Origin of the sequence: Streptomyces ambofaciens ATCC 23877 (assembly GCF_001267885.1) — a bacterium.
GTDB lineage: Bacteria > Actinomycetota > Actinomycetes > Streptomycetales > Streptomycetaceae > Streptomyces > Streptomyces ambofaciens.
Window position 1 is genome coordinate 7,277,883 of the sequence record NZ_CP012382.1, and the last position, 24,633, is coordinate 7,302,515.

24 protein-coding genes are annotated in these 24,633 nt (G+C 72.9%); 14 read left to right on the forward strand and 10 right to left on the reverse strand.

Features of this window, described 5'->3' with window-relative positions; all coding sequences use genetic code 11:
• Window positions 1-60: 60 nt before the first annotated feature.
• Window positions 61-1,938, reverse strand: a complete 1,878-nt coding sequence (otr(A), locus tag SAM23877_RS31980) for a tetracycline resistance ribosomal protection protein Otr(A) (RefSeq protein WP_053140772.1) — start codon at window positions 1,936-1,938, stop codon at window positions 61-63.
• Between the two features lie 202 nt (window positions 1,939-2,140).
• Here otr(A) and SAM23877_RS31985 point away from each other — a divergent pair, with 202 nt between their 5' ends.
• On the forward strand, window positions 2,141-3,094 hold the full coding sequence (locus SAM23877_RS31985) for a ribose-phosphate diphosphokinase (RefSeq protein ID WP_053140775.1): 954 nt from the start codon (window positions 2,141-2,143) through the stop codon (window positions 3,092-3,094).
• Here the strand turns inward: SAM23877_RS31985 and SAM23877_RS31990 are convergent.
• Together SAM23877_RS31990 and SAM23877_RS31995 are read right to left on the reverse strand one after the other, a co-directional pair.
• Window positions 3,060-3,446, reverse strand: a complete 387-nt coding sequence (locus SAM23877_RS31990) for an anti-sigma factor antagonist (RefSeq protein ID WP_053143070.1) — start codon at window positions 3,444-3,446, stop codon at window positions 3,060-3,062. The two genes, SAM23877_RS31985 and SAM23877_RS31990, sit on opposite strands and share 35 nt — an antisense overlap.
• 125 nt (window positions 3,447-3,571) lie before the next feature.
• Window positions 3,572-4,522, reverse strand: coding sequence for an NADP-dependent oxidoreductase (locus SAM23877_RS31995; protein ID WP_053140778.1), 951 nt, complete (start codon window positions 4,520-4,522; stop codon window positions 3,572-3,574).
• 245 nt (window positions 4,523-4,767) lie between these two features.
• Here SAM23877_RS31995 and SAM23877_RS32000 point away from each other — a divergent pair, with 245 nt between their 5' ends.
• From SAM23877_RS32000 to SAM23877_RS32020, 5 genes are read left to right on the forward strand one after another with little or no spacing between them, the layout of a single operon-like run.
• Window positions 4,768-6,549, forward strand: a complete 1,782-nt coding sequence (locus SAM23877_RS32000; protein WP_053140781.1) for an ATP-binding protein — start codon at window positions 4,768-4,770, stop codon at window positions 6,547-6,549.
• 5 nt (window positions 6,550-6,554) lie between these two features.
• A complete protein-coding gene (locus tag SAM23877_RS32005) occupies window positions 6,555-6,965 on the forward strand; it encodes a roadblock/LC7 domain-containing protein (RefSeq protein ID WP_019327713.1) in 411 nt (136 codons plus the stop codon).
• Window positions 6,962-7,333, forward strand: a complete 372-nt coding sequence (locus tag SAM23877_RS32010; protein ID WP_053140784.1) for a DUF742 domain-containing protein — start codon at window positions 6,962-6,964, stop codon at window positions 7,331-7,333. The genes SAM23877_RS32005 and SAM23877_RS32010 overlap by 4 nt, the downstream gene beginning before the upstream one ends.
• Window positions 7,314-7,919: a GTP-binding protein gene (locus tag SAM23877_RS32015; protein WP_053140786.1), complete on the forward strand. Its 606-nt coding sequence runs from the start codon at window positions 7,314-7,316 to the stop codon at window positions 7,917-7,919. Before SAM23877_RS32010 ends, SAM23877_RS32015 begins: the two co-directional genes overlap by 20 nt.
• The gene (locus SAM23877_RS32020) at window positions 7,916-9,163 is read left to right on the forward strand and encodes a cytochrome P450 (RefSeq protein ID WP_053140789.1); all 1,248 of its coding nucleotides are present in this window, start codon (window positions 7,916-7,918) and stop codon (window positions 9,161-9,163) included. Before SAM23877_RS32015 ends, SAM23877_RS32020 begins: the two co-directional genes overlap by 4 nt.
• 82 nt (window positions 9,164-9,245) lie before the next feature.
• Here the strand turns inward: SAM23877_RS32020 and SAM23877_RS32025 are convergent, their stop codons facing one another.
• On the reverse strand, window positions 9,246-10,277 hold the full coding sequence (locus SAM23877_RS32025; RefSeq protein ID WP_053140791.1) for a 7-epi-alpha-eudesmol synthase: 1,032 nt from the start codon (window positions 10,275-10,277) through the stop codon (window positions 9,246-9,248).
• Window positions 10,278-10,707: 430 nt separating this feature from the next.
• Between SAM23877_RS32025 and SAM23877_RS32030 the strand changes: the two genes are divergently transcribed.
• The gene (locus tag SAM23877_RS32030; protein WP_053140794.1) at window positions 10,708-11,103 is read left to right on the forward strand and encodes a VOC family protein; all 396 of its coding nucleotides are present in this window, start codon (window positions 10,708-10,710) and stop codon (window positions 11,101-11,103) included.
• A gap of 48 nt (window positions 11,104-11,151) precedes the next feature.
• Here SAM23877_RS32030 and SAM23877_RS32035 read toward each other — a convergent pair whose 3' ends face one another.
• Both SAM23877_RS32035 and SAM23877_RS32040 read right to left on the reverse strand, forming a co-directional pair.
• Window positions 11,152-11,454 carry a DUF4235 domain-containing protein gene (locus SAM23877_RS32035; protein ID WP_053140797.1) on the reverse strand — a complete coding sequence of 101 codons (303 nt, stop codon included), beginning with the start codon at window positions 11,452-11,454 and terminating at the stop codon, window positions 11,152-11,154.
• A gap of 48 nt (window positions 11,455-11,502) precedes the next feature.
• The gene (locus tag SAM23877_RS32040; protein WP_053140800.1) at window positions 11,503-12,528 is read right to left on the reverse strand and encodes a glutathione S-transferase family protein; all 1,026 of its coding nucleotides are present in this window, start codon (window positions 12,526-12,528) and stop codon (window positions 11,503-11,505) included.
• A 248-nt stretch (window positions 12,529-12,776) separates the two neighbouring features.
• On the opposite strand from SAM23877_RS32040, the gene SAM23877_RS32045 reads away from it, so the two are divergent.
• Window positions 12,777-13,694 (forward strand): cation diffusion facilitator family transporter, encoded by a 918-nt coding sequence (locus tag SAM23877_RS32045; RefSeq protein WP_053143072.1) that lies wholly within the window; start codon window positions 12,777-12,779, stop codon window positions 13,692-13,694.
• Window positions 13,695-13,761: 67 nt separating this feature from the next.
• Here SAM23877_RS32045 and SAM23877_RS32050 read toward each other — a convergent pair whose 3' ends face one another.
• Complete coding sequence (locus tag SAM23877_RS32050; RefSeq protein WP_053140803.1) at window positions 13,762-14,211, reverse strand: nitroreductase family deazaflavin-dependent oxidoreductase; 450 nt, start codon at window positions 14,209-14,211, stop codon at window positions 13,762-13,764.
• A gap of 195 nt (window positions 14,212-14,406) precedes the next feature.
• On the opposite strand from SAM23877_RS32050, the gene SAM23877_RS32055 reads away from it, so the two are divergent.
• Both SAM23877_RS32055 and SAM23877_RS32060 read left to right on the forward strand, forming a co-directional pair.
• On the forward strand, window positions 14,407-14,847 hold the full coding sequence (locus SAM23877_RS32055) for a nuclear transport factor 2 family protein (protein WP_053140806.1): 441 nt from the start codon (window positions 14,407-14,409) through the stop codon (window positions 14,845-14,847).
• 233 nt (window positions 14,848-15,080) lie between these two features.
• Window positions 15,081-15,281: a ferredoxin gene (locus SAM23877_RS32060; RefSeq protein WP_053140810.1), complete on the forward strand. Its 201-nt coding sequence runs from the start codon at window positions 15,081-15,083 to the stop codon at window positions 15,279-15,281.
• Here SAM23877_RS32060 and SAM23877_RS32065 read toward each other — a convergent pair.
• Window positions 15,256-15,864: a TetR/AcrR family transcriptional regulator gene (locus SAM23877_RS32065; protein WP_053140814.1), complete on the reverse strand. Its 609-nt coding sequence runs from the start codon at window positions 15,862-15,864 to the stop codon at window positions 15,256-15,258. The genes SAM23877_RS32060 and SAM23877_RS32065 overlap by 26 nt on opposite strands.
• Before the next feature lie 143 nt (window positions 15,865-16,007).
• Here SAM23877_RS32065 and SAM23877_RS32070 point away from each other — a divergent pair, with 143 nt between their 5' ends.
• The 3 genes from SAM23877_RS32070 to SAM23877_RS32080 all read left to right on the forward strand — a co-directional run bounded on the left by SAM23877_RS32070 (window position 16,008) and on the right by SAM23877_RS32080 (window position 18,041).
• Window positions 16,008-16,442: a nuclear transport factor 2 family protein gene (locus SAM23877_RS32070; protein WP_053140817.1), complete on the forward strand. Its 435-nt coding sequence runs from the start codon at window positions 16,008-16,010 to the stop codon at window positions 16,440-16,442.
• Window positions 16,443-16,451: 9 nt separating this feature from the next.
• Entirely contained in the window at window positions 16,452-16,994 is a 543-nt protein-coding gene (locus tag SAM23877_RS32075; protein WP_053140820.1) for a flavoprotein, read from the forward strand.
• A 78-nt stretch (window positions 16,995-17,072) separates the two neighbouring features.
• On the forward strand, window positions 17,073-18,041 hold the full coding sequence (locus SAM23877_RS32080) for an aldo/keto reductase (RefSeq protein ID WP_053140823.1): 969 nt from the start codon (window positions 17,073-17,075) through the stop codon (window positions 18,039-18,041).
• Between the two features lie 24 nt (window positions 18,042-18,065).
• Here SAM23877_RS32080 and SAM23877_RS32085 read toward each other — a convergent pair whose 3' ends face one another.
• Both SAM23877_RS32085 and SAM23877_RS32090 read right to left on the reverse strand, forming a co-directional pair.
• Entirely contained in the window at window positions 18,066-18,716 is a 651-nt protein-coding gene (locus SAM23877_RS32085) for a DUF4232 domain-containing protein (RefSeq protein WP_053140825.1), read from the reverse strand.
• A gap of 139 nt (window positions 18,717-18,855) precedes the next feature.
• The gene (locus SAM23877_RS32090; protein WP_053140828.1) at window positions 18,856-21,234 is read right to left on the reverse strand and encodes a SpoIIE family protein phosphatase; all 2,379 of its coding nucleotides are present in this window, start codon (window positions 21,232-21,234) and stop codon (window positions 18,856-18,858) included.
• 262 nt (window positions 21,235-21,496) lie between these two features.
• Here SAM23877_RS32090 and SAM23877_RS32095 point away from each other — a divergent pair, with 262 nt between their 5' ends.
• On the forward strand, window positions 21,497-24,583 hold the full coding sequence (locus SAM23877_RS32095; RefSeq protein WP_053140831.1) for a glycoside hydrolase family 2 TIM barrel-domain containing protein: 3,087 nt from the start codon (window positions 21,497-21,499) through the stop codon (window positions 24,581-24,583).
• Window positions 24,584-24,633: the final 50 nt, after the last annotated feature.

A 24,633-nucleotide genomic window follows, 5' to 3' on the forward strand; every position in this document is an offset into this window, starting at 1 on the left:
TCAGTTGGCGGCGCCGGTCAGCGGCGGCGGGGGAGGGGAGGGGAGCGCGACCACCGCACCTCAGCGCGGTGGATCCAGCGGACGGTCCCCGGACGGCCGGGACGACCACACCGCCTCCCCGCGAGTGAGGCCGGGCAGGCCCAGTTCCGCCTCCCGCACCCGCCGGGCCGGCAGCTCGCCGGTGATCAGCCAGCCGGAGCCGCCGCCCGTCGTGCCGGTGAACTCCGCGCCCAGCGAGGCGAGCCGGGCCGTCACGGGCGCCAGCGCGTCGGGTGGCACCTCCGCCTCGAAGGCGTGGAGCGGCTCGTGGAGCCGGGTCCCGGCCCGCCCCAGGGCCCGGCGCAGCACGATCGGGGTCAGTCCGCGGAAGTCGGCGGCGGTGCTGACCGGCGAGCTGAATCCGGAGCGGGTCAGCGTGACCCGGTAGTCGGTGACCGGGGCCCCGGTCAGACCGGTCAGCAGGGTGGCGTGGACCGTCTCCTCGACGGCCTGGTGGAAGGCGCGGGGGAGGGCGCCGAGTTCCGTCTCGTGGGCGAACACACCGCCCGAGCCGCGCGGGCCCGGCTCGACGCGCAGCCCGACGGTCGCCCAGTACCGGGTGCGGTCGAGCCACGGCATCTCCTCCGCGGCCTCCCCGGTGCCGGCCGGGCGCTCCAGAAACCGGGCGCGGCCCGGGGCGAAGTCCGCCTCGATGCCGAAGTCCTCGGACAGCGTCGCCGCCAGCACCTCCATCTGGACCTCTCCGTACAGGAGCAGCGCCGTGGCGCCCGACGCCGCCGGGCGGGCGTGCAGCAGCGGGTCCTGGTCGGCGAGGTCCAGCAGGGCGGCCCGCAGCGGCCCCGCCTGCCCGGGGTGCCGGGCCCGGACCAGGGTCTCCAGCGTCGGCGGCGCGAACTGCGGGGCCCGGTCGGTCCGAGCGCCGAGCCGGTCGCCGACGCGCAGCCCGCCGGGCACGGTGAGGGCCGCGATGTTGCCGGCGGTGAGCGTCCCGGGGCGGCCGATCACGTCGAGGCGGGTCACCCGCCCGGTGACCTCGGTGGTCCGTCCGTCGGACTCGCGCCGCAGGAACGTGAGCCGTTGGCGCGGGCGCACCTCCCCGGCGTGGAGCCGCAGGTACGCCGTCCGCTCACCGCCGGATGCGGGGCGCAGGGCGAAGACGGTGCCGCGCGGCGCCGCGGGGCCGGCCGCCGGGGGAGAGGCGGGCGGGACCAGCCGGAGCAGACTCTCCACCAGTTCCGCGACGCCCTGCCCACCGAGGGCGGAGCCGTGGTGCAGCGGGTGGAAGGAGCCGTCGGCGGTGCGGGCCGCGAGCGCGGCGGCCAGTTCCCCGGCGGTCGGTTCGGGACCGTCCACCAGCGCGGCCAGGATGCCCGGGTCGACCTCGGCGAGCGCCTCGGCGGTCCGCCCGTCCGGCGTTCGGCGGGTGACGCGGGCGTGCCCGGTGCCGGCGCCTGTGACCTCGGTCAACGGTGCGACGTGCGGCGTCAGCAGGCGCCGGACGTCGGCGAGCAGCTCCTCGGTGCGCGCACCGGCCCGGTCGATCTTGTTGACGAAGACGAGCGTGGGCAGCCGCAGCCGCCGCAGCGTGCGCATCAGCACACGGGTGCGGGCCTGGACGCCCTCCACCGCGGAGAGCAGCAGCACCGCGCCGTCGAGGACCTCCAGGGCACGCTCCACCTCGGCGACGAAGTCGGAGTGTCCCGGCGTGTCGATCAGATTGACCTGGGTGTCGCCGACGGTGAAGGCGGCGACGGCGGAGCGGATGGTGATGCCGCGGCGGCGCTCGATCCCGCCGTCGTCCGTGCGGGTGTCACCCGCGTCGACGCTGCCGAGCCGGTCGATGGCGCCGTGATCGAAGAGGAGCCGCTCGGTGAGACTGGTCTTACCGGCGTCGACGTGGGCCAGGATGCCGATGTTCAGGGTGTTCGGAATGTGCATGCGCTGTCGAGTCCTCGAAAACCGTGGGCCGGAAGGGGCACTGGGTGATTCCGAGGAGTCGGCGCATGCGGGGGATCCTGACCTGAGGGGAGACGGGCGGTTCCATCATGGCGCCGGCCCCCGGGGCCGCCGCAACCGGATATCCGTAAGCTGAGGCTCCCGGCCGGACAGCGTCCGGACAGGATCACGCGAGGAGCGGTCCGTGCGAGACATCGCCGTGTTCAGCGGTAGTGCCCACCCCGAGCTGGCCGAGGAGGTCTGCGCGCACCTGGGCGTGCCCCTCAGCCCCACCCGGGTGAGCCGCTTCGCCAACGACTGTCTGGAGGTGCAGCTGCGGGCCAACTGCCGCGAACGGGACGTCTTCCTGGTCCAGCCACTGGTCAAGCCGGTGCAGGAGCACCTCGTCGAGCTGCTGCTGATGTGCGACGCGGCCCGCGGGGCGTCGGCCGGACGCATCACCGTCGTGATGCCGCACTACTCCTACGCCCGCTCCGACAAGAAGGACGCGCCGCGCATCTCGCTCGGCGGACGCCTCGTGGCGGACCTGCTGGTGGCGGCGGGCGCGAGCCGGGTGCTGGCCATGACCCTGCACTCGCCCCAGGTGCACGGCTTCTTCTCGGTCCCGGTCGACCACCTGCACGCGCTGCGTGAACTGGCCGCGCACTTCCGGCAGTACGACCTGTCCCGCACCACGGTCGTCTCGCCGGACCTCGGCAACGCCAAGGAGGCCGCCGCGTTCGCCCGGATGCTCGGCGCCCAGGTCGCGGCCGGCGCCAAGCAGCGCTACGCCGACGACCGGGTCAGCATCAGCGCCGTGATCGGTGAGGTCGCCGGGCGCGACGTCATCGTCCTCGACGACGAGATCGCCAAGGGCAGCACGGTCCTCGAACTCCTGGACCGGCTGCGGGAGGCGGGGCCGCGCACCATCCGTCTCGCCTGCACGCACGGGCTGTTCGCGTCCGGCGCCCTCAAACGGCTCAGTGATCAGCCGGACGTGCTGGAGATCGTGTGCACCAACACCGTGCCGGTGCCGGCCGACGACCACACGGAGAAGCTGCGCGTCCTGTCGATCGCCCCCGCACTGGCCGAGGCCGTGCGCCGCATCCACAACGGTGAGTCGGTCAGTGCCCTGTTCGACGCCCCGCCGGGCGGGTGAGGCCGAGCACCTCGTCCAGGGTGGCCCGCGGTGGCAGCAGCCGCGCCAGGCCGGTGATCCGCAGCATGCGCAGGGTCAGCGGGTGGGTGCACACGAGGTGCACCTGCCCGCCGTGGTCGAGCACCTGGCGCCGGGCCCGGTACAGCAGGCGCAGGCCGGAGCAGTCGAAGAACTCGACCCCGGAGAGGTCGAGCACGACCCGGGCGCCGGGGCGGCCCGCCTCCCGCTCCAGGCGCGGGGCGATCTCCGCGGCCGACGCGATGTCGATCTCGCCCCGGAGCTCCAGCACCGTGTGCCCGTGTTCCTGGCGCACGTGCAGATGCCCGGTGGGCGACGCGGGTTCGTACCGCACGGCGACCATGCCTCCAGCCTGTTCCGGTGGCTCAACTGATGACCCCGCCCGGGAAGTTACCCCGATCGAGCGATTTTGAGCATGTTCGATTGACATATGTCATCGAAATTTGCCAAGCGGTTCGATCAGTCGACCACGAGGACGATCTTGCCCGTGGTGCGGCCGGTCTCACCCAGCGCGTGCGCCTCGGCCGCGTCGGCCAGCGGGAACGTCCGCGCGATCGTGGCCCGCAGCTTCCCCGACTCGACCAGGCCGGCGATCTCCCGCATGTCGGCCCGGTCGGCGTCCACGAGCATCCGGACCGCCCGCACGCCGAGCCGCTCGGCCTCCTCGAAGAAGTCGTCCGAACCGACCGGCAGGATCGACACCACGATCCCGCCCGGACGCAGCACGCGCAGCGAACGCAGGGACGTGTCACCGCCGATCGTGTCCAGGACGACGTCCACGTCCTTCACGACCTCGGCGAAGTCGGTCTCCCGGTAGTCCACCGTCTCGTCCGCCCCGAGGGAGCGCAGGAACTCGTGCTTGGCCGCGCTGGCGGTACCGATCACATGGGCACCCCGCGCCTTGGCGATCTGCACCGCCGCATGTCCCACCCCGCCGGCTGCCGCGTGGATCAGCACCCGCTGTCCCGGCCGGACGTCCGCCCGCTCCACCAGGGCCTGCCAGGCCGTCAGCGAGACCAGCGGGAGCGCGCCGGCCTGGACGTGGTCGACCCCGGCCGGCAGGGGCACGAAGGCGCGCGCGGGAGCCGTCACGTACTCCGCGTGGGAGCCGTGGCCGAACGGATAGGAGAGCATGCCGAAGACCTCGTCGCCGGGCCGGAACGCGGCGACGCCGATCCCCACCGCCTCCACCACGCCCGAGACGTCCCAGCCCAGCACGAAGGGCGGTTCGCCGAGGAACCCTCCGTTCGCCCGGTGCTTCCAGTCGGTCGGGTTCACCCCGGCGGCGCGCACGCGCACCAGGACCTCGTTCGGGCGGGGCTCGGGGCGCTCGGCCCGTACTTCCTTCAGGACCTCGGGACCGCCGAGGACCTCCTGGCTGATGGCTCGCATGGTGTTCACGTCGCTCATGGTCACCCAGCTTGCCTCGCTCCGCCACGTCGGGGGAACCGCGCGTTCGCCTCCTGTCGGAGGGTGACGGAATCCTCACTTCCGCCGGGCTCCGGATTGATCTTTTAGGCTTCCCAACCGATAAGCTCCCTGACGGCGCTGCGAGTTGACACGGCCGCGACGGGTCGGCTCGCGGTGCGTACTCATGAGTGCGGTCCCCTTGCACACCCCCCCCGTGTTCGATCGTTCTGGTTCGAAGGATGCAGATGGAACTCGCCACTCCGCCACCGGCGGCGCGGGCCCCTGTCGCCTGGTACAGCTGGTGGCTGATGCCACTGGGCCTGGGCGGCGGGACGGTAGCCGCCACGTTCATGAGCTCGGAGCGAATAACCGCGGCCGTCGCCGGTGTGGTGGCGACGGCGGCGGGCACCGTGTGCGTACGCCTCCTCCTGCGTGGTCGCGCGCAGCTGCGCCGGGCCGAGCACGTCCACCGTGCCGCGCAGGCCGAGCACGCGCAGCGGTGGCAGCAGCACGTGGCCGGCCTGGAGCGGAGCTTCTCCGCCGAGCGTGCCGCCCTGGAGGCACAGCTCTCCGAACAGGCACAGAGCCACGAGGCACGTCTGACGGAGCACACCCGCGCCTGCGAGGACCGGCTGGCCGAGCAGGCCGCGACGTACCAGACCCGCCTCGCCGAGCGGACCGAGGCCTGGCAGGAGCAGCTCGGGCACCAGCTGGCCGCGGTGTCCCGGCTCGCCGACGAGCAGCTGCCCGACGCCATGCGCAGGCTGCGCGCCGGTGACGCGATCGACGACATCCTGCCCACCGTCGAGCAGTGCGCGAAGGTCGGCGCCGAGCTCCAGGCCGAGCTGCGCAAGGTCCTCAGGACCGCGCTGATCGGCGTCGAGGCGGAGTTCGACCGTTCGACCTCCGCCGAACAGGCCGTCATCGGCGTGGGCAACCGCATCCACGTGCTGACCAGCAAGCTCCGCGGCCGTCTGCACGAGCTGCAGGGCGAGCACGGACGGCTGCCGGCCGTCGCCCGGGGGCTGATGGAACTCGACCAGGCCATCGGCCCCGCCGACTGTCTCGCCGCCAGCATCGGTGTGCTCGGCGGCTCCGACCGCCCGGGCCGGCAGTGGCAGGAGCCGCAACGCCTGCTGAGCGTGGTGCGGGGCGGCATCGGCCGGATCAAGGACTTCCACCGCGTCGAGCTGCGCCATCTGCCCGAGCTCGGCGTGGACGGCGGCCTGGTGGACCACCTCACGCTGGTCTTCGCCCACCTGCTGGACAACGCCGCGCGCTACTCGCCGCCCACCGAACCGGTCGTCGTCTCCGGCAAGGAGGTCCCCAACGGCGTCGGCATCGAGATCCAGGATTCCGGCAAGGGGCTCAGCGAGGAGAAGAAGCGCGAGGCCGAGCACGCCCTGGCGGGCACCTCGCCCGGCCCGGGGCTCGGTGGCATCTCGGAGGACGCCAACATCGGCCTGCGCGTCGTGGGAGCCCTCGCCCGTCGCTACGGCATTCGCGTGACCTTCGCGGACTCGCCATGGCTGGGGACGTCTGTCGTAGTCGTTGTACCGCACAAGTACTTCAGCCCGCTGCCGGCCGCCGCCACCGGCGGCGCCGCCGCGCCGGAGACCGGGCCGGCCGGCGGCGCACCGCACGCCGGAGTGGCACCGGCCCCCGTCGCGTCACCGTCCGGCGCGGCACCGGCTCTCCGGCCGGCCCCCGGCCGAGCCGGCGACGACCCCGCCGAGACGACCCCCGGCGGCCTGCCCAGGCGCAGGAGCAGGCGTGAAGAGCCGGCCGCCGGTGCGGCCCCGGCCCCCGGGGCCGCCGCGTACGCCGGCCGGACCGACCCGGCCGGTCGGGCCCCCGTAGCCGCCGTTCCGCCGGACGCCTCCTTCGCCGGTCTCGCCGCCTTCGCCACCGCCGGACGCGAAGGCGGCGCGGCGACCGGCGCGGTCCCACCCGCCGAAGCCGCCGGCGTCCCCGACCCGATCACCGGTGGCGCGTCCACCGGGCACCGCACTGAAGAGAGCGACTAGTCCCCATGACGCACCAGGGAACCGACGTGAGCTGGGCGCTCCGCGACCTTGTGGAGAGCATCCAGGAGATCCGCTTCGCCCTCGTCGCCTCCAGCGACGGCAAGGCCATCACCTCCTACGGCGCCGAAGACCCCGACGACGTGGACCGCTTCGCCGCCGTGGTGGCCGGACTGCAGGCGCTGGCCCAGCCCGTCGCGGAGCAGTTCCCCCAGCACGCGGGGCAGTTGCGGCTGGCGATGATCGAAGTGGACGGCGGGCACCTCTTCGTCGTCCGCGCGGGCCTGGAGACGTATCTGGGCGTGCTCGCCCGCGAGGGCCTCGACCAGGGTCTGCTGGGCCATCAGATGCGCGACCTGGCCCGCAGGATGGGTGAACTCCTCGGCACCACCCCGCGCCAGGAGGAGCACTCTGGATGAGTGCTCCCCGCCGGCCGACCGATCCGTCCGGTCTCGAGCGCTACTACGTCCTCACCGGAGGGCGCAGCGGACCGGGCGGTTCGGCGTCGACCCTCGACGTGGCGACCCTCGTCGTCTCCCGGGCCGTCCCCTTACCGGGCATGCAGCACGAGCACGAGGAGATCCTCCGGCGCTGCCGCGAACCGCTGTCGGTGGCCGAGCTCGGCGCCCACCTCCACCTGCCCTTCAACATTCTCGCGGTGCTGCTGTCCGACCTGCTCCAGGCGGGCCGCGTCGAAGCCCGTGATCCCATCCCGGCGCACGACGCCGGCCGCGGGCCCGACCTCGCGCTCCTTGAGGAGGTACTCAGTGGACTTGAAAGGCTTTGACCGACCGGGGTCGCCGACGGCCGGGGAGACCCGCTCGGTGAAGGTGATGATCGCCGGCGGCTTCGGCACCGGCAAGACCACCATGGTCCGGTCCGTCAGCGACATCAAACCGCTGACCACGGAGGAGACGCTCACCCAGGCCAGCGCCGGCGTCGACCACCTCATCGGTGTCGCGGACAAGACCGAGACCACCGTCAGCCTGGACTTCGGCAAGATCAGCCTCAACGACACGCTGATGCTGTACCTGTTCGGCACCCCGGGGCAGGAGAGGTTCTGGTTCCTGTGGAACGGCCTCTTCAAAGGCGCCCTCGGCGCGGTCGTCCTGGTGGACACCCGGCGGCTGGCCTCCAGTTTCCGGGCGATCGAGGAGATGGAGCGGCAGCGGGTCCCCTTCGTCATCGCGCTCAACGTCTTCCCCGACTCCCGGCACCACCCGGTCGAGGAGATCCGCGACGCCCTGGACATCCCGCCGCACACACCGGTCGTCGCCTTCGACGCCCGGGACCGCGCCGCCAGCCGGGATGTGCTGGTCACGCTGATACGGCATCTGAAGGACCGCTCGGCGGCCGCCCTGGAGCCCCGATGAACGACGACCAGACCCCGTCCGGCCCCACCGGCGGCGGCTGCCCCGTCGCCCACGCAGGGGGCGTCACCCGGCTCTACGGCCCCGAGGCGGCGACCGACCCGCACGACATCTACGCCCGCCTGCGCAAGGAGTACGGATCGGTCGCCCCGGTGCTCCTGGAGGGTGACGTGCCCGCCTGGCTGGTGCTCGGGTACCGGGAGAACCGGCGAGTGCTGGACAACCCCCTCCAGTTCAGCCGCGACTCGCGGATCTGGCGGGACTTCCGGGACGGCCGCGTCGAGGCGACGTCCCCCCTGATCCAGATGGTGGGCTGGCGTCCCGACTGCGTCTCCCAGGACGGCGAGCCGCACCGCCGGCTGCGCGGGGCGGTCACCGACAACCTGTACGCCGTGGCCGGCCGGGGCATCCGGCGGCACGTCACGCACTTCGCGAACAAGCAGATCGACGCGTTCGCCGACACGGGCCGCGCGGACCTGGTGGCCGACTTCGCCGAGTACCTGCCCATGCTCGTACTCACCCGGGTCTTCGGACTCGCCGAGCGGGAGGGGCGGAACCTCGCCGAGTCCAGCAAGCAGGTGATCAAGGGCGGAGCGGACGCCCTCACGCACAACGAGCGCATCATGGGCATCCTCGGCGAACTCGCCGCGCGCAAGCGGCAGGAGCCGGGCTCCGACTTCACCTCCGGTCTCATCGAGCACCGCGCCGGACTCGACGAGGACGAGATCGTCAACCACCTGCGCCTGGTGCTGATCACCGCCCACACCACGACCAGCAACCTGCTGGCCCGAACGCTCCAGATGGTTCTCACCGAGACCTCCTGGCTGTCCGGTCTGGTGAGCGGGCAGCTGAACCTGTCCGCGGTCGTGGAGGAGGTGATGTGGAACTCCCCGCCGCTGGCGGTGCTGCCGGGCCGGTTCGCCACGGCCGACCTGGAACTCGGCGGCCGCCCGGTCAAGAAGGGCGACCTGCTCGTGCTGGGTCTGGCGGCCGGCAACCACGACCCCGAGGTCCGGCCCGACATCGCCGCCCCGGTGCACGGCAACGCCTCGCACCTGGCCTTCAGCGCCGGCCCCCACGAGTGCCCGGGGCAGAACATCGGCCAGGCCATCATCGAGACGGCCGTCGACGTCCTGCTGCACCGGCTGTCCGGGCTGCGCCTGGCCGTGCCGCCGGCCGGCCTGACGTCCACCGCCTCCACCTGGGAGTCGCGGCTGGACAGCCTGCCGGTGGAGTTCACCGTCTAGCACGCGGCACGGTGCCCGCCCCGCCCGGCCGGACGTCCCGGCCGGGCGGTCGGCTCCCTCACACGGTCGACGGCCCGCTCCCTCACACGGTCAGCAGGTCGTCCACCGAGCCCCGCCCGGCCAGCTCGGCCGTGGCCACCGGACCCTCCTTGGCCGCCGCGTAGCGGCCGGTGGTCAACGCCCACTCGTAGTTGCCGTTGATCCAGTGCTGGATGGCCTCCACCCCCATCGCCACCCGGGCCCGCTCGTCCGCGTCCAGCCCCAGTTCGTCGCACATCAGCGGCACACGGCTCTCCAGGGCCACGTACTCGTCCAGGCGGGCGGTCGTCATGCGGTACGCCTCGTCGGCGGCCTCCTGCCACGAGCAGCCCCGCTCCCGGTGCAGCACGGCGATGAGGTTGTGGCCGTCACCGCGCCGGCGCTCGCGCTCGAAGGAGTGGATGTCGTTCATGAAGCCGATCGTGTCCGCGGCCAAGTCGCGCAGCCGCTCCATCAGCGGATGCGCCATCGCCGCGGCCGGCACCTCGAAGCGGCGGCTGCGCTCGCCCGCGTCGATGCTGTGGTGGATGCCGACCGTACGGCGCCGGAAGACGGCGTAGTCGTCGATGCCGAGGGTCCCGGCCCGGCCATCGGCCGCCAGGTCGACCTCCTCGCAGTGCGCCACCAGGAACCTGCCCCAGGAGGCCGCGAACCGGGATATCCACGTCAGGGACATGCCATCCGAGAGGCGTTCCCAGACCTCCGCCCAGGCCAGGGTGATGGGGCACTCGACCCGAGGCGGGGTGCCCGCCGGGCGCAGCGGCGTGGCGATGAGCTCCCGCGCCACCTCCGCTATGCGCTCGGCCCGGTCCGGCCGGCCGGCGTCGAACTGGTCGTCGAAGAGGAAGGCCAGGGAGAACCAGTTCATCAGGACGACCATGTCGTCCGCCGACGCGTGGGGGTAGGTGCGGGCGGCGGCCTGCGCCAGGTCCCAGGACCGGTACTCCTCGAACCCGATCCGGCTGCGTACCAGTCCCCGCTCGCGCACCCAGCGCAGGTGGCGGTCGCGGGCGTGGGCGAGATGCGGGCTGACGGGGGTGTCGAAGGGGAGGTCGAAGCGGACGTCCTGAGACATGTGTTTCCTTTCGGGAGACGAGACGCAGAGTCCCCCCGCCCCTGCGAGCGGACGTTCGCGAGACCGTCCGCACACTCGAACCGGGCCTCCCGATCCGGAAGTTGAATCGAGAAGCGATACGAGGCTGCCCCGACCCTAAATGATCTACGCGGCGCCCGGTCGTGATCTTGGTTACTGCTCACGCCGCGGGCGCCGCGTACACTCGCGCGCCCCCCGCGTACGCCCGTGCCGCCCACGTCGGTACCGGGCCGAGCCGTGCTCCCGGGGCCTGCCCGCGCGCGTGCAAGTCCGACGCGCGACGGACGAGTTGGAGGGACGCGGCCCGAATGCGCGACGGCCGTCGGCCGACTGATTCGGCCGGGCCGGGATATCCGCAAGGTACAGGGCGCGGGGCACGTACGCCCCGCGCCCCGAATCCTCCGGAGGAGACATGGCACTGGTCAACGCGGGCGTCGTGGTGCTCGACTGCGCCGAACCCGAGCGGCTCGCCGAGTTCTACAAAGAGCTGCTGGGCGCGGAAGAGACCGAAGCGAGCGCCAACCGGATCGAGATCCAGGGGGCCGGCGGCTTCCGCATGGCGTTCCGGCGGGACGTGAACGCCACCCCGCCGAGCTGGCCCCGCCCCGAGAACTCTCTCCAGGCCCACCTGGACTTCGTCGTCGAGGACCTCGACGAGGCCGAACGCGGGGTCGTGGGGCTGGGCGGGCGTCCGCTGGAGGCCAAGGACGCGGCCGGCCCGCACGAGGAGCGGGGTTTCTCCGATCCCGCGGGCCACTCCTTCACGATGCGCCGCGGTATCGCGCCGACGGCACCCAAGCAGGGCTAGCGCCTGCCGGGTGCCGTCGGTGAAAGGGGGCCGGGCCCGGGGGTCCGGTCAGTCCCGGCCGCCCTTTCCGTCGGTCGGCCACACGCCCGTCGAGCGTTCGATGGCCTTGGCGCCGGTCCGGTCCACCGCGCTGCGCACCGCGGCGAAGATGGCGCCCTGGATCGCGGCGGCCAGCAGGATCTCCCCCCAGCCGCGGTCCGGGTCCAGCGCGTCGGGCGCGTCGTCCTCGTGCCGGAGCACCTTCCAGGTCTTCTGGAAGGCCATCCCGGCCAGCGCACCGCCCGCCCAGCCCAGCACGAAGCCGACGGGCTTGTAGGCGAGGGGGAGCGTCTTCTTCTTTTTCTTGCCCACGTGGGTCTCCTAGGGTTCCGATGGGTGCGTCGTCGGTCGGTCGTACGGTCAGGGCCTGCCCGGCGCCGGAACCGCCTCGTCGGCGCGGACCGGCTCCGGCGGTGTCCCGTCGCCGAACGGCCGCCCGCCCAGCTCCTGCCGGTGATGGGGTGTGAGCCAGCCGGACAGGTCCGGGCCCAGGGGCACGATGGCGGTCGGGTTGATGCCGGTGTGCACCTGGTAGTAGTGGCGTTTGATGTGGTCGAAGTCGACGGTGTCGCCGAAGCCGGGCGTCTGGAACAGGTCGCGGACGTACGCCCACAGCACCGGGTTCTCCGTCAGCTTCCAGCGGTTGCACTTGAAGTGACCGTGGTAGACGGCGTCGAAACGGACGAGCGTAGTGAACAGCCGGATGTCCGCCTCCGTGATGGTGTCACCGACCAGGTAGCGCTGCCGCTCCAGCCGCGGCGTCAGCGCCTCCAGACGCCGGAAGACGCCCGCGCACGCCGCCTCGTACTCCTCCTGGCCGGTCGCGAATCCCGCGCGGTAGACGCCGTTGTTGACATCCTCGTAGACGCCCGCCATCACCTCGTCGATCTCGTCGCGCAGGGCGTCCGGGTACAGGTCGGGTGCCCCCGGCCGGTGCAGGGACGTCCACTCGGTCGCGAGGTCCAGGGTGATCTGCTGGTAGTCGTTGGTGACCAGCTGCCCGCTGGGCACGTCCACGATCGCCGGCACACTCACTCCGCCCGGATAGCCGGTCTCCCGCCGGTCGTAGGCCTCGCTGAGATAGCGGATGCCGAGTACCGGGTCGCGGCCGTCCGGGTCCAGGGTGAAGCGCCAGCTGCGGTCGTCCTGGAGGGGATCGGTGACCGCCAGGGACAGGGCGTCCTCCAGCCCGAGCAGCCGCCGTGAGACGAGGGCGCGGCTCGCCCACGGGCAGGCACGGCTCACCACCAGCCGGTAGCGGCCGGGCGCCACGGGCCAGCCGTCCCGGCCGTCCGCGGTGATCCGGTCCGCGAAGTGGCTCCTGGACCGCTTGAAGGCCTTCCTGCCGTAGCCGCTGTTGCCCGGCGTTCCGCCGTCACCGCTCATGGCCCCGCCTTCCGGTCGTTCGTGTGCTCTGGAGGACGCGTTCCCCGTTTTCGGCGGTCGGCACTGGTGAGCCACCCATCAGGCGGGTGTGAGCCCGGCCGGCCGAGGGCAGTCGGGCCCTCGTGACTGGGACAGCTTCGGAAGACAAGACGGCCCGCGGGACCGACCACGGGAGGGACCGGGAGACCGACCACGGGACGGATCGCGAGACCGACCAGGGCGCCGACCGCAGGACGCGTGTCACGGTTCTGGTCGCGCTCGCGGCCAACCTGGTGATAGCCGCCGCCAAGGCGGTGGGGGGTCTCGTGGCGGGCTCGCCCGCGCTGCTGTCGGAGGCGGCGCACTCGGTGGCCGACAGCATGAACGAGGTCTTCCTGCTCGCCGCCCTGCGCCGCAGCCGCCGCCCCGCCGACCGCCGGCACCCCTTCGGCTACGGCAAGGAACGGTTCTTCTGGTCCTTGCTGGCAGCCGTCGGCATCTTCGTGATGGGCGGCTGCTTCTCCTTCTACCAAGGGGTCGAGGCCCTGCGCACCGGCGCCCAGGAGGAGCTCGGCGGCTACGTGGCCGGGCTGATCGTGCTCGGCGTCGCCCTGCTCGCCGAGGGAGCCTCCCTGCTGCGGGCCCTGTACCAGGTGCGGGGCCAGGGCGGGCTCGCCACCGGGCTGCGCGATCCGGCCCTGCGCACGGTCGTCGCCGAGGACGGCACCGCGGTGCTCGGCGTGACCCTCGCGATGACCGGCATGATCCTGCACATGGTCACCGGACAGGTGGTGTGGGAGGCCTGCGCCTCGCTCGCGATCGGCGCGCTGCTCGTGTACGTGGCGTACCGGCTGGGCCGCGAGGCCCGCGACCAGCTGATCGGCGAGGCCGCCGACCCGGAGGCCAGCGGCCGCATCCGGTCGCTGCTGCAGGCGCAGCCGGAGATCGACAGCGTCGAGGCGCTGTTCACCATGAAGACCGGACTGGACTCCACCCTGGTGGCCGCCCGCATCGACCTGGTGCCCGGCCTGGACAGCGAGCGGGTGGAGGAGGTCGCGGTGCGCATCAAGAGGTCGATCGCGCGCACCGTACCCGAGGCGCGGCAGATCTTCCTCGACGTCACCGACCGGCTCGCCGAGGAGGCAGCGGAAAGCCCCGCCGCGACGGGGGAGCGCGGCGGGGCCTGAGGCACGCGTTCCCGGCGGTCGCCGGACCATGCACACGGCTTCGGAGAAACTTCCGGCCGCCCGGAGCTCAGCTTCCGTCGGACGGGTCCAGGACGAACACCGGGATCTCCCGGTCCGTCTTCTTCTGGTAGTCGGCGTACGGCGGGTACGCCGCGACGGCACGCTCCCACCACTCGGCCTTCTCCGTGCCGGTGACCTCACGGGCCGTCATGTCCCGCTTCACCGGGCCGTCCTGCAGTTCCACGTGGGGATCGGACTTGATGTTGTGGTACCAGACCGGGTGCTTGGGCGCCCCGCCCAGCGAGGCGACCACGGCGTAGCGGCCCTCGTGCTCGACGCGCATCAGCGGGGTCTTGCGGATCTTGCCGCTCCGCGCGCCCCGCGTGGTGAGCACGATGACGGGCATGCCCGTGTCCATCAGGGTCGTGCCCCTGGTCCCGCCGGAGCTCTCGTAGAGCTCGACCTGTTCGCGCACCCACTGCGTCGGGCTGGGTTCGTATTCGCCGTCAAGAGGCATGGCATCCGTCCCATCATCGCGTCGTACGACTGACCGGCACCGCGGTGGCCACCGGCGGTGCAGCGTCCATCCTTACCGCATTCCGCCCGCGGACCTCCCGCGGCGCAATGACCTCGCGCGTCATCGCGCCAACGGCGGCCGTGCGGCACAGTCGTCCTCGTCCGCACGAAGACCCAGCCGAAGGAGACGCCGCCGATGACCACCGCCACCGGAGACGGTACGACCACCCGCGCCACGGTCGAGGAGCTGCTGCGCAGAATAGGCCAGGGCGACCCGGACCGGATCGCCGAGCTGTACGACGAGTCGGCCGACTGGCGGCTGAGTTGGCCCGAGGACGAACACGGCCGCGCCGCCACCCCGTGGATCCGGCACCGGCGCACCCGGGCGGACGCCGCCGACCACTACCGCCGACTGGCCGCGCACCATGTGCCGGACCGGGCGGACACCCGGATCGAGCGCATCCTGGTCGACGGCGAGGACGCCGTGGTGCTCGGCGAGATCCGGCAGACCGCCGCGACCACCGGGCGGCCCTATCGAGCCACCTTCGCCCTGCACCTGACGGTCCGCGACGGCCTGGTCGTCCGTCACCACGTGTACGAGGACAGCCTCGCCGTGGCCCGGGCGTTCACCCCCTAGGGCCGCCCGCCGGCGACGGCCCGCCCGGCGGAGTTCCCCGGCCGGCCGGCGCCCGTCACCGATCTGGCCGAACTTCGCGTCGCCGTGTAGGTGCCTGGGGCATCTAATGAGCACCGGCACGACGCACTCTTCGTCTGCGAGGTCTTCCATGACGGACACCGACACGACGACGGCCGGGGACACGACGGCACCCGTCGCCTTCCCGCAGGACCGGACCTGCCCCTACTCCCGGCATGCGCATCGGCATCGACAAGGACACCTGCATCGGCGCGGGCCAGTGCGCCCTGACCGCCCCGGACGTGTTCACCCAGGACGACGACGGCTACAGCGAGGTGCTGCCCGGCCGGGAGGACGGCGGCGGCAGCCCGCTGGTACGGGAGGCGGCCCGGGCGTGCCCGGTGGGCGCCATCAGCGTCCCGCGGACGGTGGGCTGATCCCGGAAGGGGCCGTGGTCGCGGCCTGAGCCCCCGCGGCGGCCAGCAGGATCCGTGCCGCCTCGCGGGCCTGTCGAGCGGGCTCGGTACCTCCGCTGACGCCCGCCGAGACCATGGCACCCTCGGCCAGCAGGAACAGCTGCCCGCCCACCGCGGTGGGCAGTCCCGCTTCGGTCGCCAGGCGGTCGAGGAACGCGCGGAACGCCTCCTTGTGCGCCCGCACCCGGTCCGTCACCGGGGCGGAGGTGGCCCCCAGTTCGCCGTACGCGTTGATCCACGCGCAGCCGCGGAAGCCGGGCTCGGCGAACCACTGCCCGAGCCAGTCGAAGACGGCCAGGATCCGGGGGCCGGGCTCCCCGTGCCGGTCGACGTACTCCGCCAGCCGCCCCCGCCAGCGCACGTCACGCCGCTCCAGATAGGCCACCACGAGCTGCTCCTTGGCCGGGAACAGCCGGTAGAGGCGCTTGAGGGAGACGCCGGAGTCGCCGCGGACGTCGTCCATGCCGACGGCCTGCACGCCCCGCGCGTAGAAAAGTCGCTCCGCCGCGTCCAGCGCCCGCTCGCGGGCGGCCTCGTCGTCCATGGTGTCCTCCTTCCGAAACCGCTGCCCGCGGTGTTCCCCGCGCGGTCCGGCCGGTGTCCCTTGACGGGAGAACGCACGTTCTCCTACGGTAGCAGCCCTGGAAGAGAACGTGCGTTCTCCGCTGCTCCCCCGGAGGTTGAGCCATGACGACCGACCGTCCGCCCCTGCCGCCGTTCACCCGCGAGACCGCCGCCCGCAAGGTGCGGGCGGCCGAGGACGCCTGGAACACCCGGGACCCGCACCGGGTCGCGCTCGCCTATTCCGAGGACTCCGTCTGGCGCAACCGCGACACGTTCCTCACGGGCCGCCCGGCCATCGTCGAGTTCCTCACCGCCAAGTGGGCGCGCGAGCGCGCGTACGCGCTGCGCAAGGACCTGTGGGCCTTCGACGGCAACCGCATCGCCGTCCGCTTCCAATACGAGTCCCACGACGCCGACGGCCAGTGGTGGCGCTCCTACGGCAACGAGCTGTGGGAGTTCGACGAGCACGGCCTCATGACCCGGCGGGAGGCGAGCATCAACGACGTGGCCATCGAGGAGTCGGACCGCCGCATCCACGGCCCACGGCCCGTTCAGTAGGGTTCCGGGGTGAGCGAACAGGCCGGGAGCGCCCGGAAACCCTTCCTCTACGTCGTCGTCTGCGCCGCGGGTGTGGCCTCGGACGTCACCGAACTGATCGCCGCCGCGCAGCGACGCGGCTGGGAGGTCGGCGTCTTCGCGACCCCGGTCGCCATGGACGGCTTCTTCGACACCGCCGCCGTCGAGGAGCGGACCGGCCGCCCCATCCGCTCCGCCTGGCGCCGCCCCGGCGATCCGCGGCCCTTCCCGGCGCCGGACGCCGTCGTGGTCGCGCCCGCCACCTTCAACACGGTCAACAAGTGGGCGGCCGGACTGGCCGACACCCTGGCCGTGGCCACCCTGTGCGAGGCCTGCGGCCTGGGCGTGCCCGTCGCCGTACTGCCGTGCGTCGCCGACGCGCTGGCGTCCCACCCCGCGTACCGGGAGAGCCTGGCACGGCTGCGCGGGATGGGCGTGCGCTTCGGCGACCCCCGCGGCGGGGAGGCGACGCCGGGCGGCGGGCGGCCGGACTTCGCCTGGGAACGGGCGCTGGACCTGCTCGAACCGCGCTGACCCGCCCGGTCTTCGAGTCCGCACCAAGCCGTACGCTCGCGACTGTCACTGATGATCCCGAAGACAGGAGCAGCAACGATGCGGTACGTGAAGCTCGGTTCGACGGGCCTGGACGTCTCGCGGATCTGCCTGGGCTGCATGACCTACGGTGTGCCCGACCGCGGCACACACGAGTGGACCCTCGACGAGGAGGCCTCGCGTCCGCTGATCCGGCAGGCCCTGGACGCCGGCATCAACTTCTTCGACACGGCCAACGTCTACTCGGACGGCACCAGCGAGGAGATCGTCGGCAAGGCGCTGCGCGACTTCGCCCGCCGCGACGACATCGTGCTCGCGACCAAGGTGCACGGCACGATGCGGCCCGGCCCCAACGGCGGCGGACTGTCCCGCAAGGCGATCATGACCGAGATCGACCACAGCCTGCGGCGCCTGGGCACCGACTACGTCGACCTCTACCAGATCCACCGTTTCGACCCGCACACCCCGGTCGAGGAGACGATGGAAGCGCTGCACGACCTGGTGAAGGCGGGCAAGGCCCGCTACCTCGGGGCCAGTTCGATGTACGCCTGGCAGTTCTCGAAGATGCAGTACACCGCCGAGCGGCACGGCTGGACGAAGTTCGTGTCGATGCAGAACCACTACAACCTCCTGTACCGCGAGGAGGAGCGGGAGATGCTGCCCCTCTGCGCGGACCAGGGCGTCGGCGTGCTGCCCTGGAGCCCGCTCGCCCGCGGCCGCCTCACCCGCGACTGGGACACCGCCACCGAGCGCAGCGCCACCGACAACTTCGGCAGCACCCTCTACCAGGAGGGCGACCGTGCCGTGGTGGACGCCGTCACCCGCATCGCCGGCGACCGCGGCGTGCCGCGCGCCCAGGTGGCCCTGGCCTGGCTGCTGCACCGCTCCACGGTGACCGCGCCGATCATCGGCGCCTCGAAGTCGCGGCACCTCGAGGACGCCGTGGCGGCGGTCGAACTGACGCTCACCGAGAAGGAAGCCGAGGAACTGGAGCGGCCCTACGCGCCGCACCCGATCGCCGGTCACTGACCCCGCGGGGAGCGCCCCGTCGCCTCAGGGCCCGGTCCCCGCTTCCAGGGCGGTGACGGACACCGACGACTCGTCGCCGCCCACCGGGACCTCACCGGCCGTCCACGCGACCTCGATGGGGTCCCGCTCGTCCGGCGGGGTGACCAGCAGGGCCGCCGGGGTCGCGGTGCGGGCGCCGCTGATCTGCGGGCTGGAGAAGGACAGTCCGGCCCACGCGCTCTTCCCGGGCGTCAGGGTGAGCGTCACGGGGGAGGAGGGCGCGCGGTCGGGGTCCGGGCCGAGCTGCTCGCCGGACGCGTCCACGAACGCGGCGCCCGGATAGCCGTACACCGTGCAGGTGCGGTCGGAGGTGTTGGTCAGCACGACCGGGAAGTTGCGCTGTCCGGCGCCCGGGTCGACGCGGCCGACGGCGGCGCGCAGCTCGGAGGTGTGGCAGCGGCCGTCGGTGCGGGCCGAGGCGGAGGCCGATCCGGCGGTGTCGCTGGGCGTGGTGCCGTCGGCGGGCGCGGTGGCGGCACCGGAGTCCGGGCCGGGCGTGCTCGGGGCCTCGGTGGCTCGCGGGGTGCTCGCGCTCGGCGTGCCGCTCTCGCTGCCGCACGCGGTCAGTACGCCGAGCACCGCGAGCGCACTCGCGAGCAGGGCCGTCCGGCACAGGGGCTGGGACGTGTTCGGCATCGCTTCTCCACACTCCCGTGAGGTGCCGCGCACGGCCCGCCGCGCGGGACGGCGCCGTACGCCCTGTGCTCTCGAGTGTCCCGCCGCACGGGCCGGGAAACGAGGGCGCGCCCGGTACCCGTCCGCGCGCTCCCCCCGGTCACTCCTCGTCGAGCAGCCCCAGTTCCGCCCAGATCGTCTTGCCCTCGGTCGTGTGCCGGCTGCCCCAGCGCTGGGTCAGCTGGGCCACCAGCAGCAGACCGCGGCCGCCCTCGTCCCAGGTCTTGGCCCGGCGCAGGTGCGGCGCGGTGTGGCTGGTGTCGGAGACCTCGCAGATCAGCGTCGCCCTGTCGTGGATCAGTCGCAGCCGGATGGGCGGGGAGCCGTACCGGATGGCGTTGGTCACCAGCTCGCTCACCACCAGTTCCGCCGTGAACGACGCCTCCAGCAGGGACCAGACGGACAGTTGCTCGACGACCTGTTTGCGGACGGGGGCGACCAGCGACGGGTCGTTCGGGATGTCCCAGGTGGCGACCTGACCGGCGGGCAGCCCCCGGGTCCGGGCCAGCAGCAGGGCCACGTCGTCGGCGGCGCCGCCCGACGGCAGCAGGGCGTGCAGCACCCGGTCGCACAGGGTGTCCAGCGAGTCGGTGGAGGGGACCAGCGCCTCGCGCAGCAGCGTCTGACCGGCGTCGGCGTCCCGCTCCCGGCTCTCCACCAGCCCGTCGGTGTAGAACGACAGCACGCTGCCCTCGCGCAGCTCCAGCTCGGCGGACTCGAACGGCAGCCCGCCCACGCCGAGCGGGGGGCCGGAGGGCAGGTCGATCTGCCGGGGCGGGCCCTCCGGCGGGACCAGGACCGGTGCCGGGTGCCCGGCCCGGGCCAGCGAGCAGCGCCGCGACACCGGGTCGTACACCGCGTACAGGCAGGTGGCGCCGACCTCGCCGGTGCCGTCGTCGCCGGACTCCTCGGACAGCCGGACGACCAGGTCGTCGAGGTGGGTGAGGAGTTCGTCGGGCGTCAGATCGATGTCGGCGAGCGTGCGGACCGCGGTGCGCAGCCGGCCCATGGTGGCCGAGGCCTGGATGCCGTGGCCGACGACGTCCCCGACGACCATCGCCACCCGCATCCCGGACAGCGGGATGACGTCGAACCAGTCGCCGCCGACCCCGGAGCGCGCCGCCGGCAGGTAGCGGGAGGCCGCCTCCACCGCGGCGGTGGGCGGCAGCCACCGGGGGAGCAGGCTGCGCTGCAGGGTCAGCGTCGACTCCCGCTCGCGGGAGTAGCGGCGGGCGTTGTCGATGCAGACGGCGGCGCGGGCGGTGACCTCCTCGGCGAGCAGCCGGTCGTCGTCCGTGAAGGGGTAGGGCCGCCGGAAGCGGGTGAACACCGCGACACCGAGGGTGGTGCCCCGGGCCTGCAACGGCACGGACATCGTGGAGTGGATGCCGTACTCCTCCACCCGCTGGACGCGCACCGGATCCCACTCCCGCCAGCGCTCCAGGTCGCCGCTGGGCACCTCGGCGACGATCGCGCGGCCCGCGACCAGGCATTCGGCCTGGGGCGATCCGGCCGGGTAGACGTCCAGCCGCCCCGGCTCGGCCACCGCCTCCGGGCATCCCGGGTTGACCGACTGGTGGGCCGCGCGGCGCAGGCCCACCGGCGGCGCCGGCACGGCGGCGGGCTCACCGCCGTGCTCCTGCGCGTCCAGCAGGTCGACGCTCACGAAGTCCGCCAGCGTGGGGACGCACACGTCCGCCAGCTCCTGTGCGGTACGGGTCACGTCCAGCGTGGTGCCGATGCGCACGCTGGCCTCGTTGACCAGGTGCAGTCGCTCCCGGGAGAGGTGCTGCTCGGTGAAGTCGTGGGCGCTCACGCAGGCACCGCGCACCTGTCCGCCGGGGTCGCTGAGGGGCGCGATCCGCGCGTGCCACGCGTGGGCGCGGCTCTCACCGGTGGCCTTGAGGTGGGTGTGCATGTCGTACGTGCGGCCGGTGTCGAGCACCTGCCGCAGGCGCCGCTCGAGCTCCGTGTTCTGCGGCTTGCTGCCGAGGTCGGTGGGGCGCAGACCGCGGACCAGGTCCGCCGGGAGGCCGAGGAGCCGCGCCATGACGTCGTTGACGCCGCGCAGCCGAAGCCGGTCGTCGAAGATCATCGTGGCGCAGGGGGACTGGGTGAGGGCCGCCGCGACCAGCGGGTCCTCCGGGCGTTCGGGGCCGCGGTCCAGCGGGGAGACCGCGAGCCACGTGCCGGGGGCGCCGTCCGGCGACGGTCTGCGGTGGGCGAGCACCCACACGGAGACGGTGTGCCCGTCACGGTGCCGCAGGGCCAGTGTGCCGTTCCAGCGTTCGTCGCCGGGTCCGGGCCGGGGGCCGTCGGTGCCGTCGGCCAGCAGGCCGGCGGCGGGGCGTCCCACGACCTCGGCGGCGGGATGGCCCAGCAGCCGGCGGGCGCCCTCGTTCCACTCCCGCAAGGTGCCGGAGTCGTCGACGACGACGCGGGCCGTGGCGGCATCGTCGAACGGGTTGACCGGACTCATCGTCGCCACTCCATTGCGCACACCCATGGTGAACAGCGCGTCACCTGAACACCAGCCTAGTGCGTCCGGGCTCCGCGCGGACCCGAACCACGGGGCCCGCGGGACCCCGGTGACCCAGGGGCCACCGAGCCGGCGGACCGCACGGGACAGAAAAGGCTTTCTGTGCTCTTGACGGGCGCATGTGGCGCGACGTCAGAATCTGTTTGGTCGCGATCAGTTGCGAGTGTTTCTGAGCTCTGTTGTCTTGATGAGGGAGATCCGCATGACGGTCACGCGCAGAACGGTCCTGATCGCCTCCGCCGCGACGCCGGCGGCCGGGGCGGTGCTCGGCTCCTCGCCGGCATGGGCCGCGGACGCCCCCGGGGGCCGTGCGGGCCGCGGCGTCATCCCCCTGCGCGACGGCTGGCGCTTCCTGCTGGCGGACCCCGACGGCTCCGCCGACGACACGACCGGCGCCGCCGACCCCGCGTACGACGACTCGGCCTGGCGCGAGGTCGCCGTCCCGCACGACTGGAGCATCGAGCAGACGCCCACCACCGAGCACGGCACCACCAGCGGCACCGGGTTCCTCCCGGGCGGCCTCGGCTGGTACCGCCTCGCCTTCACCCTGCCGCCCGCCCTCGCCGGGAAGCGGATCTCGGTCGAGTTCGACGGCGTGTACATGGACGCCCACATCCACTGCAACGGCCGGGAGGTGGGCCACCACCCCTACGGGTACACGGGCTTCGCCCTCGACCTCACCGACCTGGTGCACACCGACGGCCGCACCGAGAACGTCCTCGCGGTGCGGGTGCGCAACCGGCTGCCCAGCAGCCGCTGGTACTCCGGCAGCGGCATCTACCGCGAGGCCCGCCTCGTCGTCACCGAAGCGGTGCACGTGCGGCGCTGGGGCACGTACGTCACCACCCCGCGGGTGAGCGAGGAGCGTGCCGTCGTCCGGGTGGCGACGAACGTCGTGAACACCTCCGGCAGCCCCCGCGAGGTCGAGATCCGCTCGGCGGTGAAGGACGCCGACGGCCGCACCGTCGCCCGCGCGGCCTCCACGGCCACCGTCACCGACGAGGCGGGCGAGACCCACGAACTCACCGTCCCCCGCCCCCGCCTGTGGGACTTCGCGGACCCGCACCGCTACACCCTGCACACCGAACTGCGCGTCGGCGGGCGGACGGTCGACACCTACCGCACCCCGTTCGGCGTCCGCACCTTCCACGTCGATCCCGAGGAGGGCTTCCACCTCAACGGCAGGTACGCCAAGATCAAGGGCGTCGACCTGCACCACGACCTGGGCGCGCTCGGCGCCGCCGTGAGCACCGACGCGATCCGCCGCCAGATGACCCTCATGAAGTCGATGGGCGTCAACGCCTTCCGCACCTCCCACAACCCGCCGGCGCCCGAGATGATCGAGGTCTGCGAGGAGCTGGGCATCATCATGCTGGTGGAGGCCTTCGACTGCTGGCGCACCGGCAAGAACACCTACGACTACGGCCGGTTCTTCGACGAGTGGTGCGAGAGGGATGCCACCGAGATGGTGCTCGCGGCCCGCAACTCGCCCGCCGTGGTGATGTGGTCGATCGGCAACGAGGTCCCCGACTCCACCTCCACCGCCGGGCTCGCCATGGCCGACCGGATCATCGACGCGATCCGGGCCGCCGACGACACCCGTCCGCTGGTCATCGGCTCCGACAAGTACCGCCGCATGCCGGCCAAGGGGTCCGCTGCCGATCTGATGCTGGCCAAGCTCGACGGGCTGGGCCTCAACTACAACACCGCCAAGTCGGTGGACGACCTGCACGCGGCCTACCCGCACCTGTTCCTCTTCGAGTCCGAGTCGTCGTCCGAGACCTCCACGCGCGGCACCTACCAGGAGCCGGAGCACCTCAACACCGGCGAGAACCAGACGCCGGGCAGGCGCGCCACCTCGTCCTACGACAACAACCTCGCCTCCTGGACCATGAGCGGCGAGTACGGCCACAAGAAGGACCGGGACCGGAAGTGGTTCGCCGGCCAGTTCCTGTGGTCCGGCATCGACTACATCGGGGAGCCCACGCCGTACGACGTCTTCCCGGTGAAGGCCTCCTTCTTCGGCGCGGTCGACACCGCCGGCTTCCCGAAGGACATGTACCACCTGTTCCGGAGCCAGTGGACGGACGAGCCGATGGTCCACCTGCTGCCGACGACCTGGAACCACCGCGAGGGCGACACCGTCGAGGTCTGGGCGTACGCGAACGTCGGCACCGTGGAGCTGTACCTGAACGGGAGGTCCCTGGGCACCCGCGCGTTCGACACCAAGAAGACCGTCGACGGCCGTGCCTACCTGGAGACCACCGAGGCCACCGGTGACGACAAGACCTTCACCGACGGTCCCTACCCCGGCAGTTACACCAGCCCGAACGGCAGCGCCGGCAAACTGCACCTGGCCTGGTCGGTGCCCTTCGAGCCGGGCGAGCTGAAGGCCGTGGCCCGGCGGGGCGGCAGAGTGGTCGCCACCGACGTCCTGCGCACCGCCGGCCCGCCGCACGCCGTGCGCCTCACCGCGGACCGTGCGGACGTCCCCGCCGACGGCCGTTCCCTGGTCTTCGTCACCGCCGAGGTGGTCGACCGGCGCGGCGTGGTGGTGCCCGGCGCCGAGCACCTGCTCTCCTTCGAGGTGGCGGGCGGCTCCCTGGCCGGACTGGACAACGGACGCCAGGAGAGCGCCGAGCGCTACCAGGCCAGTACCCGCACCGCCTTCCACGGCAAGGCACTGGCCATCGTGCGGTCGGGCACCGGACCCGGGGCGCTGCGGGTCACGGCACGCGCGGACGGGCTGCGTACGGGCACGGCGACCGTGCGGACCCGGCGGGCCGAGGACCCCGCGACCACGCCGGCCCCCCGGTTCTCCGCCGATCACCCGGCCCCCGTGGCCCACCCGCACGCGGACGCGAGCTACTCCGGCCGCCCCGACACCCTCCCCGGCGCCATGCTCGACGGCGACCCGGCCACCGGCTGGTCCAACGGCTTCCACAAGGCGGCCACCGCCCTGCTGCCCGCCTTCGAGGGCGCCCGTGCCGAGGACTGGGTCTCGGTGGACCACGGCCGCAGGCGCAGGTACGACCGCCTGGAGGTGTCCTTCACCGTCGACGCCGGACACAGCCTGCCCGCGACGGTCGAGGTCGCGGTCTGGGACGGCCGCGTCTGGCGCGCGGCGGAGGGCACACGCACCGACTGGGCCACCGCGTCCGACGCGCCCACCGTCATCACCTTCGGCGCGATACGCGGCTCCCGCGTCCGTCTCACGATGACCAGCCGTCACCCCGGCGAGGTGCAGGGAGCGGTCCGCATCAGCCGGCTGGAGGCCCCCACGGCCTGACGCCGCTCGCGGGTCCGGACGGGAAACCATTCCCGTCCGGACCGTTGACG

Excerpts from the sequence above, each read along its gene's own strand:
- SAM23877_RS31995 (WP_053140778.1), bottom strand. The coding sequence starts at position 4,522 with ATGAGCGACGTGAACACCATGCGAGCCATCAGCCAGGAGGTCCTCGGC.
- SAM23877_RS32000 (WP_053140781.1), top strand. The coding sequence starts at position 4,768 with ATGGAACTCGCCACTCCGCCACCGGCGGCGCGGGCCCCTGTCGCCTGG.
- SAM23877_RS32005 (WP_019327713.1), top strand. The coding sequence starts at position 6,555 with ATGACGCACCAGGGAACCGACGTGAGCTGGGCGCTCCGCGACCTTGTG.
- SAM23877_RS32010 (WP_053140784.1), top strand. The coding sequence starts at position 6,962 with ATGAGTGCTCCCCGCCGGCCGACCGATCCGTCCGGTCTCGAGCGCTAC.
- SAM23877_RS32020 (WP_053140789.1), top strand. The coding sequence starts at position 7,916 with ATGAACGACGACCAGACCCCGTCCGGCCCCACCGGCGGCGGCTGCCCC.
- SAM23877_RS32025 (WP_053140791.1), bottom strand. The coding sequence starts at position 10,277 with ATGTCTCAGGACGTCCGCTTCGACCTCCCCTTCGACACCCCCGTCAGC.
- SAM23877_RS32030 (WP_053140794.1), top strand. The coding sequence starts at position 10,708 with ATGGCACTGGTCAACGCGGGCGTCGTGGTGCTCGACTGCGCCGAACCC.
- SAM23877_RS32040 (WP_053140800.1), bottom strand. The coding sequence starts at position 12,528 with ATGAGCGGTGACGGCGGAACGCCGGGCAACAGCGGCTACGGCAGGAAG.
- SAM23877_RS32050 (WP_053140803.1), bottom strand. The coding sequence starts at position 14,211 with ATGCCTCTTGACGGCGAATACGAACCCAGCCCGACGCAGTGGGTGCGC.
- SAM23877_RS32055 (WP_053140806.1), top strand. The coding sequence starts at position 14,407 with ATGACCACCGCCACCGGAGACGGTACGACCACCCGCGCCACGGTCGAG.
- SAM23877_RS32060 (WP_053140810.1), top strand. The coding sequence starts at position 15,081 with ATGCGCATCGGCATCGACAAGGACACCTGCATCGGCGCGGGCCAGTGC.
- SAM23877_RS32065 (WP_053140814.1), bottom strand. The coding sequence starts at position 15,864 with ATGGACGACGAGGCCGCCCGCGAGCGGGCGCTGGACGCGGCGGAGCGA.
- SAM23877_RS32070 (WP_053140817.1), top strand. The coding sequence starts at position 16,008 with ATGACGACCGACCGTCCGCCCCTGCCGCCGTTCACCCGCGAGACCGCC.
- SAM23877_RS32080 (WP_053140823.1), top strand. The coding sequence starts at position 17,073 with ATGCGGTACGTGAAGCTCGGTTCGACGGGCCTGGACGTCTCGCGGATC.
- SAM23877_RS32085 (WP_053140825.1), bottom strand. The coding sequence starts at position 18,716 with ATGCCGAACACGTCCCAGCCCCTGTGCCGGACGGCCCTGCTCGCGAGT.
- SAM23877_RS32090 (WP_053140828.1), bottom strand. The coding sequence starts at position 21,234 with ATGAGTCCGGTCAACCCGTTCGACGATGCCGCCACGGCCCGCGTCGTC.
- SAM23877_RS32095 (WP_053140831.1), top strand. The coding sequence starts at position 21,497 with ATGACGGTCACGCGCAGAACGGTCCTGATCGCCTCCGCCGCGACGCCG.